We start from the raw sequence: 13,052 nt of genomic DNA, 5'->3' as shown, positions 1-13,052 counted from the left end.
GTGTGTCCATCATGGCGCGGCCTCCTGCCCGGCAAGAAGGTCGGCGAGCCGCTCGCTGAGCAGCATGGCCGTGGGGGTGTCGCCCTGATTGCTCGTGATGGCGACGGTCGCTCCCGTCTCCCAGACGATGGCGAGATTGGCGCTCATCCCCGGCGCGCCGCCCGCGTGGCCGCGAATGTGGCGGTTGTTGGACAATCGCTCGCCGAAGCCGGCGGCATAGGCGCCGGGACCCACCGGCACGCTGTCGACAAACATCGCAGCGAGCGTCTCCGCCCCGACCAGCTCGCCGCTGCGCAGCGCGCCGGAAAAACGCAGCAGATCGGCGTTGGTCGAATAGCCGCCCCCGGCGGGGCTCCCCTTGAAGGGCAGAGTCAGCCAGTTCGCTTTCCAGGTCGTGGCAAAGGCGCCTTCCCGGAAATAGCCGGTCGCGAGCTTCGGGGTCACGTCCTCCTGCGTGTCATACCCGCTGGCCACCATCTTGGCAGGCGCGAAGATGTGCCGCTGGATGTAGTCGAAATAGCTCTCGCCGGAGACCTTCTCGATGACCCTTCCCAGCAACACGTAGCCGGCATTGCTGTAGCTCCAGTCCGCGCCCGGTTCGAACAGCGTTGGCTGGCGGGAAATCAGATCGAGATAGTCCGCCGGATCGACGAACGTCTCGCGGTTCTGGAAAAACTCCGGCACAAAGAAATCGCCGAGCCCGGCCGTGTGATGCAGCAGCTGCCAGACTGTCATTTTGGCCGCCGCCGCCTGATCGGGATATTCCGGCATCACCTCGCTGAGGCTCGTGTCCCAGCGCAGCTTGCCCGCTTCGACAAGCTGCCCGATCCCCACGGCCGTGAACATCTTGTTCATGGAACCGATGCGAAATTTGGTTTCTGCATCGCTCATTGTGCCGAAGCTGCGGTCAGCAAGGCCACGGCACTGGTCGAATATGGTCGCGGCGCCATCCGATATCGTGAGGCACCCGGAGAAGTCGGCGGTGTATGCCAGCCGGTCGAGCGCGGCTTTGGCGAGGCGCGCGATCTCGTCCGGCGATGCGCCTGCCTTGGGCCAGTCCGCATAGAGCTCGGGCGGATCGACTGGGACCAGATCTGCCATGACGAGCTTTCCGGGCTGCTCCAGGTCGGGCAGCAGGACAAGCGCGGCCAGCTGTCCGGTGCGACGTGCCTTGATGGTCACCACCAGCATACCCGGCGGTCCCTGCGTGCGCGCGTCCACGAAATCCACCCCGCCGCTCTCGCGGGCGGCGACGGCCAGCTGCGTCAGGATCGCCTCCTTGGCCGCCGGATCGAACGCGGGCGACAGGATGGTGGGCGCCCACGCTTCGGTCTGCTCGGGGCGACCCGCATTGATCTGCGCGATGACCGCCGCGCCGATCCGCCCCGCTTCAGTATCAGGAAGCGTCGTGCTGACCGGCCCGGCCAGAGCTGGCGCGCCAGCCAGCAGGGGCGCAAGGAAGGCGGCGCTGTAGAGGATATTCCGGAATGCTCGGTTCACTGTCGTCTCTCCGTGGAAGGCAAAGCCATGCAGGGTGTCGACAGGTTAGATGCATCGTCAGCCGTCTTTGGATGCAGATGTGCTCACAGATAATCAAAGACCAGCAGCGGGCACTCCAAACCGGAATGCAGGCTTCGAGCGAAAACACACGTTCACCATCGCAGATGCGGCGGAACAGGGTTCGATTGTCCGCTCAAGGTCTATGCGTCCCGCTCTGCCCAGCCCGACCCGGTGATTGAAGCGGCGGCGGGATGGTGCACCTTAGATCGCTGAGAGGCGGCGCAGGCTTCTGTTGTGGCGGTATCGTGCACTCCGATCCGCAACTATCGCTATCCCTCGTCGGCGAAGGTCACCTGCGCGGCTTCGGTGACGTGCACCCAGACCTGATAATAGCCCACCTCATGTTCGCCGCGCTTGTTGGCGACCGGACTGGGCGAACCGATCGGGGAATCGATCCATTGCCGTCGCACATCGCCCTCAACGATGATGCGCCGGCCGTTCAGCCGCTGCATCATCGTGAACATGTTGAGATCGGGCGGGCCGTCGGTGTAGCAGGCTTTGACGGTGATCTGGCCCTCGACCACGTCGGCCGCGCCGCACACCTGCGCGCGGCGCAGCAGCGCTTGCAGCGCCTCGGGCTCGAACGCGATGGTGAGCGTGCCGAGTGTCGCATAATCCTGCCGGGAATTGACGAACATCATGGTGCCGAGTTCGCCCTGAAAGCTCTGCCCGCCGCCCCGAATATCGAGCAGGAATCGGCCGGGTTGGGCCTCCCCCTCGGCGGCAGACAACGCCATCGCGGTTGCCTCGCCTGGTGTGATGCAACCGGGTTCGCAATCAGGGAGCGCGGCGCGCACGGCCTTGAGCGGCAGATCGGCGTCGTCGAGGTCGGGCAGATGCGCGGATAGCTGCGCCGTGCTCACAGCGTCCTCGGCTACGGCGGCAAAGCCCGGCAGCGGCACGATAGCCGCCAAGATCAATGCCGCGCGCAACACAGTGGTTTTCCTAGGATCGAGACTGGCGAAGCATGGTGGATGGCAGTTCTGGCTATGGGCCATGAACATGGAGTGAATCCGCCCATCCCTCGGCTTCAGTAGTGCCCGCCGCCTAGCCCAAGCGCAGGAAGAAGTCCTCACGCTCGCGCCGAAGCTCGGCGGGCGTCAGCGCCGACAGCGCGTTCAGTTCCGCGCGCAAGGCGAGCGTGAGGCGCTTGACGGTCTCGGCAGCATCCCGGTGCGCGCCGCCTTTGGGTTCGTAAACGATGCGGTGGATCACGCCCAATTTGAGCAGGTCGCCCGCCGTCACCCGCATCGCCTCGGCTGCGGTGGCGGCCTGCGCGGCGCTGCGCCACAGGATCGAGGCGCAGCCTTCGGGCGAGATCACCGAATAGACCGCGTGTTCCATCATCAGCACCCGGTTCGCCGCCGCCAGCGCCACCGCGCCGCCTGACCCGCCTTCGCCGATGATCACCGCGATCAAGGGCACACCCAAGGCAAGGCACGCCTCGGTCGAGCGGGCAATGGCTTCGGCTTGCCCGCGCGCTTCGGCATCGACCCCGGGGAACGCGCCGGGGGTGTCCACCAGCGTCACCACCGGCAGGCCGAAACGGTCAGCCAGCTCCATCAGCCGGATCGCCTTGCGATAGCCTTCGGGCCGGGCCATGCCGAAATTGTGCTTGAGCCGTCCGGGCGTGTCCTCGCCCTTCACATGGCCGATCACCACCACCTTGCGGCCTTCGAACCGGGCAAAGCCGCCGATGATTGCCTGATCGTCCCCGAACACACGGTCGCCCGCGATCGGCAGGAAGTCCTCGAACAACCCCGCCACCAGCTTCTCGAACCGCGGGCGCTGGGGATGGCGCGCCACCAGCGTGCGCTGCCACGGGGTCAGCCGCGCATAGGTGTCCGCAAGCAGCTTGTCCGCCCGCTCGCGCAGCATCCGCGCTTCCTCGGTGCCCTCGGCATGGGCGGACAGCTCCGCCACATGCTTGTCGAGCGCCTCGATCGGTTTTTCGAACGGCAGATACTGGATCATCGCCTCGCGCAGCCCATCACACCGTCATCGACATACCGCGATAGATCCGCGCACGGTAGCGCGAGTCTTCCGCATCCGGCAGCGGCGCGCCGACCAGCAGCACCGCGCGGGCAAAGCGGCGCACCTCTTCGAGATGCTCGTCGAGATCGCGCGGTTCTTCGGACTGCACCCGGCGGGTGAGGTTGATCTGGTTCACCGGCACGTCATGCACCAGCCGCTCGTTCTCGACGGCGAGGGTCGCGGTGAAGGCGTGAAGCGTGGTCTTGATGAAGTTCGCCAGCGCGAAGGCCGGAGACTTGTCGCCCATCGGCACATCAGGGCTGGTCAGCACCAGCTGGCAATCATCATAGAGCGACGCGCGACGGCTGACGCGGAAGTGGTGGGTGAGGTTGTCGGCCACCACGGTGCGGAACTCCTCGGGCGTCAGCGGATCGTCCTGCCCGAACAGCTTGCCGGGAAGTGCGGCAAAGGGGGTCGAGAGGATCGTGGTCGGCTTGCCCCACTCGGTCAGCGCCTCGTCCATCGCGGCTTCGATATCGGTGGTCTTGACCAGCGATGTGAGCGAAGCGGCGGTGTCGGGATCAAGCTGTGCCTTGATCGCCTCGAAGCCTTCGGCGGTGCGGGTGATCAGCACCACGTTGGCGGCATGGCAATCCTCGATGAAGGCGCGCGCAGTCTCGGCGAGGTAGTCTACCAGATGCTCGCCAATGATCCACACGGTCTTGCCGCGCATCTGGTCAAGCCGCTCCTGCTTCGGCGAGCCGAACAGCTCGCGCTCGGTGGTGGAGCGTTCCACGGAAAGGCCCCCCGAGGGCATGAAGGTCTCGCCGCTGACAGCCCGGTCAGCGAGGAAGAACACCGTGGCCTGCGCCACGTCATGCTCGGTCGGCATCTTGCCGAGATAGAGCTTGGACAGCACGCCGGTGCCGACCTTCTTGGCCTCCACCGCGATCTTGTCGGCGGGGAGGAAGGGCGTGTCTTCCGGCGGCACACGCAGGAGCCAGTCGGCGTCGTTTTCCGGCGTGGCCGGACGGTCATTCCACTCCGGCGCGTCAAGGAACAGGCCCGCCTGCCGCAGCCGGCCGATCAGCGCGGCAGCGATGGTGGGCGTCAGCAGGTACTGATCCCATGTACAGGCCCCGTCGCCCTCGCGCGCGCAGGCCAGCGCCAGCTCGCGCAATTCGCGCGGGTTGTTGGTGTCATGGCTCATCTTGGTGGTGTCATTGCGGGCGAGCCGCGCCAGCACCGCCTCGACCCGCACCCCGCGCCGGATCGCCTTGATGGCGGCGGCGTGGACGGCGTTGAGGCGCTTGTTCTCGAGGATCAGCTTACCGCGTCGTTCGAACAATCCGGGCTTGCCGCCGGTACCCGAGAGGCGGTCGCCATCGACCGGCCCCGGCGCAATCGCATTGAACTGCACCTCCGGCCCGAGATAGCGCGCCATGCTCTCGACCATCGCGCGCTGCCCGGCCTTGCTGACGGCGTAATCCGCGCGGTTGGGATAGGCGACCGCGAGGTACTTCTCGCCGCCGAAGTAGCTCGAAACATTGAGGATGTAGCCCGACCCTTGCGCCTTCATCAGCGGCGCAACGTGGTGCATCAGGAAGTAGTTCGACACCAGATTGGCATCGAGCGTGTAGTTCCAGGCGTCGACCCCCATGTCGACCACCATGTCCTCCGCACCCGCGACGCCCGCGTTGTTGATCAGGTAGTCGATCCGCCCGAAGGCCTTGAGCGTCGCGTCAACCGCACCCTTGAGGCTCTCGAAGTTGCTGACGTCGACATTGGCGAGGGTCTGCACGCGGCGCTCGACCCCGGCAAAGCCGATGTCCTCCAGCTCGGAAACGATCCGCGCGCGGGCCACGGCCAGCTCGCTCTCGCGCCGCGCGACCATCATCACCTTGCCGCCAGCCAGCGCCAGCAGGCGCGCGACTTGACCGCCGATCCCGGCTGAACCGCCGGTGATCAGCGCGACCTTGCCGAGATGCAGCCCGGTGATGTTTTCCGAGAAGCCGGGCATTGCCTTGCGCGCACCGGTCGCCTCGCCGATGTTCGACGGGACGTAGAGCGTGATCTCGCCCAGCTTGCTTTCCTTCAGCAAAATGCGCGCGGCGTGGCCTGCGGTGAAGCGGATGTTCTCGGCCTCGGTGTTGGTGAAGCGCACGATCTGGTTGCCCCACTCGGCCTGACGGCGGCGGCCATGGGCGGTGTCGATCTCGCTCTCGTCGCGCCAGATGCGGATCAGCTGTTCGGTCGCGGCGCGCAGGATGTGGCCGTAGATATCGCCCTTCCCGTCGCTGGCATGGCTGACAAACACGAAGCGCGGCGGCTGAAGCAGGTTGTCGTGACGCTTCCAGTAGCGGCTCAGCGTACGGGCGAGCGCCATGTTGCCAGCGAGTTCCGCGTCCATCAGCGCCTCGACCACGCTGTCGTCGGCCTCGGTGATCGCCCCGGCCAGCTCACCTGCGCTCAAGGCAGGGAGGAACAGCGCGCCGCTTACCGGTGTGCCGCCCTTGGTGTAATCCTCCAACGCCTCTTCCATCCCCGCCGGGTCCTTGCGGCTGAAACGGATGATGGCGAGCTTGTCGGACAGGCCCAGCGCCTTGCAGCGCTTTTCGGCAATCGCAACGTCCGCAGCGCGCGGCAGGCCGAGCACGACCTCGGCCCCGCAGGCCAATTGCACCTGCGCGATTTCCAGCGCCTCTTCGAAATTGTCGCCCGCCGCGATCAGCACGGCAAGGCCCGTGCCGTCCATCGAGCGCATGGTCGGCCGCGCCAGATAGGTCGAGCGCTGCTCCTTGCGCACGGACATGCCGTGGGTGACTTCGAAATCGTGGCCATTGTAAGCCGCGCTTTCGTCCGAGCCGAGGAATACGCAGGTCGTCGCGATATCGGTCGGCGTCGGAAAGGTCTTGGCCTTTGCGTTGCCGCCCGTGGCGCGTTCGAGGCTCATCATGTCGAAGAATTGCGTGGCCGTTGTACCAGCGTCGTCGCCCCGTGCCGCATCCATTGCGGCAAAAACGTTGCGAATGCGCTCGCTTTCGATCGGGCCGGGGTAGACGAGATTGACGCGGATGCCTTTGGGGCCAAGTTCGAGGCTGAGTTCGCGGCTCCACGCATTCATCGCCGCCTTGGGGACCACGTATGCGGCGCGCGCATAATAGGGCGTGCGGCTGAAAATGGTCGAAACGTTGATGATCGAGCCGCCTTCGGGGATGTGCTCCGCCGCGACCCGCGCGACATTCCAGGCGACGCCAAAGATATTGCGCAGCGCATCGCCTACGGTCTCGCTGTCGGTCGAGCCCTGCTTTTGAAGTGCGGCGAGTTCGTCCGCCGAGAGCGGCAGGTTCTCGATCGGCTGCTTCGGCCCGGCGCTGCCGGCATTGTTGACCAGAATGTCGATCCGCCCGAACTTCGCCACCACCTCGGCAATCGCCGCGCGGACGGAGGCGATGTCCCCGCCATCGAGCGCCACCGTGGCGATCCGCGAAGGGTCAGCGCCGGTCGCCTTGATCAGCGCGTCCGCCGCCGCCTTGGTACGGTCGGGCGTGCGGCCCGTCATCACCACGGTTGCGCCTTCTGCAAGGTAGTGCGTGACGATATGCCCGCCCAGATTTCCCGCCGCGCCGGTGACGACGGCGATCTTGCCAGCGAGGCGGCCCGTGATGGTTTCACCAGGCGCAGCTTTGGTATTCGGCTTGGACGCGGCCATAGCACTCTCCTCACAAAATTATAGCGCAAGCACCCTTGGCTTGCCGGATCGTTCAATCTCTGGGGAGGAGAGCGAAGAACGTTTCAATTATCGCAACGCACGCCTTACGGTTCCGGTTCCCCGGTTCCTTGCGCCGCCCACGCTTCGAGGAGCGCGTCACGGCTACGCAGGCCCATTTCGGGGAGCGCGTGGTTGACCACATAGGTCGATCCGGTGTGCCGGTTGTCCCACATCGCCTGATGCGCTTCGGGGAGGCCGTCCCACGGCACAACCTCAGGCTCGGTCACTTCGAGCAGCCCTGCGGCGATCATGTCGTTCATCCGCGCGACCTCGTAGGCGTTGCACAGGTGCGTGCCGAAGATGTTGGCGGTGGGCATGAAGATGCGACGCTGGCGGGTCCAGACCTGCGGGGCGTAGAAGGTGAAGCGACAGCCGGTCAGGTCTTCGGCGAAGATCACCCGCCCGGTGAAGGGCTTTACAAGCGAGGTCGAGATGCCGAGCGTGTCCTGCCCGGCCCGCTCGAACACCAGATCGGGGCTGCCACGCGGATTGTCGGGCGAGCGCAGGATCTTGCCCACCGCCGAGCCGAAGGGCTTCATCACCCGATCCTGATAGTCGCGCACGGCGGCCTTGAAGACCTCGATATCGGCCTTCGCGTCGGGCAGGCGCGGCATGGTGTCGGGCCAGTGGAAGTTCGCGCCCTCGCGGCGGCGGATCGCTTCGAGGCTGACGATGCCCTCGATCGCGTCTTCCAGCCCCAGCGATTGCAGGAACTCGCGCTGTCCGTCGGTGGTGGTGGCGATCACCGAGCGCGCGTTGAAGCGCCGTGCGGCTTCGATCATTTCGAGGCCGGTTTCATCGAGCAATTCGCTCGATCCGGGGCCGTAGAAGATCAGCACCGCCTCGCCCCCGCGCAAGGACGCGCGGCGGAGCATTTCTTCTGGCGATGCCGTGCCCGGCTTGCCCATGAAGCTGAAGTGGTAGCCCGACGAGGCGCCATAGAAGGCGAGCGTGCCGCCTTCCGCGAGCAGTTGGAAGCTGCGGGGGAAGGCCGTCTCGCCCGCATGGCTGACCACGTAATCAGCCAGTTTGCCGCAGTTGAGCGCATTGAATTCCTCGACCAGCGGAGCGCCTGCGGCTTCCCACGCGATGGCCTCGGCCTTGTCCTCTGGCACCACGGTGTAGAGATCGGCAAAGCGCGCATCCTTACGGTTGATCGCGCCCACTGCGCCCTGCACCTGCGTGATGAACTGCGCGCGTTCTTCCGAAGACACCAGCCCCGTCACCTGCAAGCCGGTGCGCACCGAAGAGCGCAGGGCATCCAGCCCCGTCCCCGTCGCCGCACCCTCGACGAACAGCGTCCGCCCCGGTGCGATTTGCAAGGTCGTGAACAGGCACCGCGCGATCGTGCCGAGGTTCAGCACATAGCTCCCCGCCTGCTCCAGCGTGAGGTCAGGCGGCACCTTGTGCATCTGCGGGGCCTGCACGGTCAGGAACTGCGCATGGCTGCCGGTCTCGGTCTCGTAGCCCTGGATCGAGAAATCCGCATACATCGGATCATTGCCGACCAGCGGGCTCAGGAGATCATTCGTCCCCGAATATACGGTCACCAGATCGCCGACCTTGATCCGCCCCTGCGCGCGCGTCTCGCTGCCGAGCGCCGCGACCAGCGCGATACCGCCCGATCCGGTGATCTGGACGTCTTCCTCGTGGCTGTCGAACGGCGAGACCGGGATGCCGGTCAGCGCCCAGATGTCGTTGAAGTTGACCTCGCTGGTCAGCATGTAGAGCAGCGCCTCGTTGGGCGCGGGCTCGGGGACGGAGACGATCAGCTCCTTCTCGTGGCTCGCCGGGGGGCCGAAACGCGGCTGGCCGGTGTCGGGATCGCGGGCGATGCCGAAGGCGTATTGGTGACGCGGGATCGGGGTCACGCCGGGATAGAACGGCGCTCCCACAGGAAGCAGATCGCCTGCTGCCTCCAATGCCTGCGCACGCATTTCGTGCTCGGCATCAATCCACACGCCATCGCGCCGCACCGGAAGCGGGGGCGCAATCTTGTCCATGAACTGGCGGATACCGGTCTTGCCGCCTTCGGGGTCGACGATGGCTTCGGAAAACAGCTTGGCCTCGCGCGCGGTACCCGCCGTGATGCCCTGTTCAAGCCCCACGCGCACCGCATCCAGCGCCCGCGCGCCAGCCTTGCCCCGCCCGGCCCAGTCGAGCTGGCGCAGGATGCGCTGGAGGAAATCATCCTCAAGCACCGCATCAAGGCTGACGTCCGCTGTGGTTTCCCAGCGCGCCGCAGCCGCCTGCCGTTCGGCAAAGGCTTGGCCGAGCGCAGAGTCCGCACCGTGCTTCACGAAATCGCGCACCGCCGCATGGGCCGCCGAGAGCGCATCCTCCGCACCGCTCACCAGCTCATCGACCACGCCAACCGCGTGCGCCGCGTCGGCATCGATGCTGCGCCCGCCGAGGATCAGGTCGAGCGCATCGCGCACGCCGTCCGCTCCGCGCCGGTCGAGCAGCAGGCGCGGCAGGCGCTGCGTGCCGCCGTAACCGGGGAGCAGGCGCAGGCGGATTTCGGGCTGGCCAAAACGCGCGGTCGGCTCGGCAATGCGGTAGTGGCAGGCGAGCGCAAACTCCATGCCGCCGCCCAGTGCCACGCCCTGAACCGCCGCGACGCAGGGCTTGCCCATGTTCTCGATGGTGCGGAAGGCGAGGTGCGCGTTGTTCGGCAGCACCATCGCTTCTTCGACCGAGTGGATCTCCTCCAGCATCTGGCGGATATCTGCGCCGGCCACGAAGGACGACGTACCCTCGCCGGTGAAGACCACCGCCACCACATTGTCATCGCGCGCGAGGGTGGAGGTGACCAGCACCAGCTCGTCAATCGCGCGTTCGTTCAGCGCGTTGACCGGCGGGTTGGTGACGGTGACGGTCGCGACCTGCTTGCCCGGGGCAACCGTGTTGTATTGCACGAGGAAGTAGCGGTGACGGTCGAACAGGGCCTGTTCGTCGCTCATGCGCTGCTTGCGTTGCCAGTCGCCAATGACCTTGCGCAATTCGTCCAGCGATTCCGGGTTGCGGAGCGTCGTGACGTCACCGACATCCTCGCCCACCACCAGCGCCCGGACCATGCGGCGCATGTATTTGCCCGAGCGGGTTTCGGGGAACTGCGAGACCTCGATGAAGTCCGCCGGCACCGCGACCGCGCCCTTTTCGGTGCGGACAAGGTCGAACAGCCGGCGCTTGTCCTCGATTGTGAGCTTTCGCCCTGCGACGGGCACGACGAAGGCGAGCGGGGTCAGGCCCTTCTCGCGGTGCGGTGCGCCAACCACGAGCACGTTGCCGACCGGCGAGTCCGGCGCCAATGCCTTGTCGCGCAGCACCGCGCCTTCGATTTCCTCGGTCCCCATGCGGTGGCCCGAGACATTGATCACATCGTCCGAGCGGCCATGGAGTGAGAAGGAGCCGTCTTCATGCTGGATCGCGAAGTCGCCCTGGGTATAGGCCCAGGCGCCCTTCCAGCGCTTCCAGTAGCCATCTTCCCACCGCGCCGCATCACCGCGCCAAGCGGGATCGACCCGGCCATCGGTGACCTTGAAACCTTCGATATCGCCCCAGATCGTGCGCGCGAGATAGGGATAGGGCGCGGCGATGACGATTTCGCCCTTCTCGCCCATGTCCGCCCGCCGCCACGGCACGCCGCCTTCGTCTGCGCGGGTGAACGGCGCATCGTCCGGCAAGACCGCATCGGCATCCTCGACCCACACATCGCCCACGATCCACGGCAGCGGATAGGCGTGAGCATCGGGGCGCAGCGGGAAATCGTCATTCGCGAACATATGTGTCCACGCGATCCCGCCGTGCTCGGTCGCCCAGTAGCTGTTGATGTAGCGCGGGGTGACATGCTCCATCCCGAAGGCCTGCACAGACGGGCTGACCGGCTCGGCGCAGAAGGTCGCCACGCGAAGCCCGCTCATGTCGTAGCGTTCCAGTTCGGCGAGGTTCGCCGGATCGGACATGATCGCCTTGAGGAAGGTCACGCCCGCCTTGAAGATCGTGACGTTATGCCGCTCGATCATCGAGGCAAAGCGGCCCGCGTGGGGGAAGACCGGCGAGCCTTCTGACACCAGCGAAGTCACCCGGGTCATCAGCGGCGCGCAGATGAGATAGCTCTGCCCCGTGATCCAGCCCGGATCGGCGACCACGAACAGCGTGTCGCCCGGGCGCGCGTCGAAGCTGGCCGCCATCGTCTCGGCCACGCCTGCGGCATAGCCGTGCGAATGGACGATCCCCTTGGGCTTGCCGGTGCTGCCCGAGGTGTAGATGAAGAACATCGGATAATCGGCATCGACCGGCATCGGCTTGGACGAAGCCCAGATCGCGCGGACGAAATCCGTATCGGACAGCGCCAGCAGATCGGCGGCGGTCTGCACTGCGAAGCCTGCGCCGCGCGCCTTTTCCAGCACCGTCACCAGCGCGGCATCGGTCAGCTCATGGCTCCAGCGATCGCGCTCCTCGCGCCAGATCACGTCGGGCTGGTGCGTGTGGCGGCACACGATCACCGCTTCCACGCGCGGCGGCAAGGTCACGAGGCTGGAGGCAATCGCGATCCGCACCCGCGCGGCATCGGCCGAGGTGATCCGCCCTTCTGCCCCGAGATTGATCAGCGCCCGGCCCACGCCGCGCATCACGTCCGAACGGTCAACCGTAATCTCGCCGCTCAGCGCCTCACGCACCGTATCGACGATGGTGGCCGCATCGGCAGCAGGCAGACCCATGTCGAGGGCGGAGAGGATCGACAGCGCCGTCGTCACCGGCACGAAATTGTCGAGCGCCGGATCGGTATAGGCGTTCTTGAACGCCGCGACCTGCGCGTTGCGGTAGCTGCCGTCCGAGGTGACGATCACCCGAGCGCCGGTATCGGCGATGCGGTCGGACAGGGTCTTGTCCGAGAACCCACCAAACACCGCAGTGTAAACCACGCCCATCCGCTTGGCGGCCTCGGTCCAATAGATCTGCGGCACGATGCTCGGCATGTTCAAGGCCATGCGGTCACCCGGCTTGAGGCCCAGCGCTTCGAGTGCGACGGCGCATTTCGCCACTTCGAGCAGCAATTGCTTGCGACTAACGCTGAAACAGTCAATCGGCGCGCCCTTGCCGCCGAGCGCCGACATATCCCAGCGGTCACCTTCGAAAATCAGCGCGGCTTCATCACCGTGTCCGGCGAGCACATGGCGATCGAGTTCCGAAAAGGCGGCATTGGTGCGCCCGCCCACGAACCAGCGCCAGTGCGGGGCGTTCGAGCCGTCGAACCCGGCGGTCCACGGAGTGAAGTCTGCGGGCAGATCGGGGCTGACTGGCGCGGCGGACGCGGCATCCCAGCCGCTCCAGCTTCCATCCTCACCCTTGGCGATCCAAGCGCCCGCCGGGCCGATGTCGGCCACAAACCAATGCATGTTACGGGCCGCAATCGCCCCGTGGAACGCGCCAGGATCAGCCAGCGCCGCAGCACGCATCGCCTCCCAGTCGGCACGCGTGCGGACAGGATTGGTCAGCGCCACCGGCGCATTCGCAAGCAAGCTATTCACAGAAATGACGCCGTCCCCCGATTCGCAAAAAATCCGCAGTGCGCGATCCCCCACGCTCGGCGACAATGCAGCAAAATTACACAAGGCAGCCGTCATGAGCAAGAATATGCCACGATAGCCACCTATCCCGACAACGCCGCGCATCGAAAACAGTTCCGCACCCTTTGGCGCGATAATCTCACGCTTGATCCTTCGCCCCCGGCGCTTGGCGT

Annotated in this window: 5 protein-coding genes; all 5 read right to left on the bottom strand. The window is 66.0% G+C overall.

All coding sequences use genetic code 11. From position 1 onward, the window contains the following. Positions 1-9: 9 nt before the first annotated feature. Complete coding sequence (locus GVM20_RS01435) at positions 10-1,500, bottom strand: serine hydrolase domain-containing protein (protein WP_199799400.1); 1,491 nt, start codon at positions 1,498-1,500, stop codon at positions 10-12. Positions 1,501-1,829: 329 nt separating this feature from the next. After that, entirely contained in the window at positions 1,830-2,480 is a 651-nt protein-coding gene (locus tag GVM20_RS01430; protein WP_234031797.1) for a hypothetical protein, read from the bottom strand. A gap of 127 nt (positions 2,481-2,607) precedes the next feature. Then, entirely contained in the window at positions 2,608-3,534 is a 927-nt protein-coding gene (locus tag GVM20_RS01425) for an acetyl-CoA carboxylase carboxyltransferase subunit alpha (RefSeq protein ID WP_166545535.1), read from the bottom strand. Between the two features lie 16 nt (positions 3,535-3,550). Continuing rightward, on the bottom strand, positions 3,551-7,246 hold the full coding sequence (locus tag GVM20_RS01420) for an SDR family NAD(P)-dependent oxidoreductase (protein ID WP_166545534.1): 3,696 nt from the start codon (positions 7,244-7,246) through the stop codon (positions 3,551-3,553). Between the two features lie 104 nt (positions 7,247-7,350). Next, positions 7,351-12,831, bottom strand: coding sequence for an AMP-binding protein (locus tag GVM20_RS01415; RefSeq protein ID WP_199799411.1), 5,481 nt, complete (start codon positions 12,829-12,831; stop codon positions 7,351-7,353). Positions 12,832-13,052 lie beyond the last annotated feature (221 nt).

This window comes from Porphyrobacter sp. SLTP (genome assembly GCF_009905735.1).
Lineage (GTDB): Bacteria > Pseudomonadota > Alphaproteobacteria > Sphingomonadales > Sphingomonadaceae > Erythrobacter.
The sequence above is the reverse complement of the archived record's forward strand: the minus strand, read 5'-3'. Positions and strand labels throughout refer to the sequence as shown.

Coding starts and splice junctions, on each gene's coding strand:
- GVM20_RS01420 (WP_166545534.1), bottom strand. CDS start 7,246: ATGGCCGCGTCCAAGCCGAATACCAAAGCTGCGCCTGGTGAAACCATC.
- GVM20_RS01425 (WP_166545535.1), bottom strand. CDS start 3,534: ATGATCCAGTATCTGCCGTTCGAAAAACCGATCGAGGCGCTCGACAAG.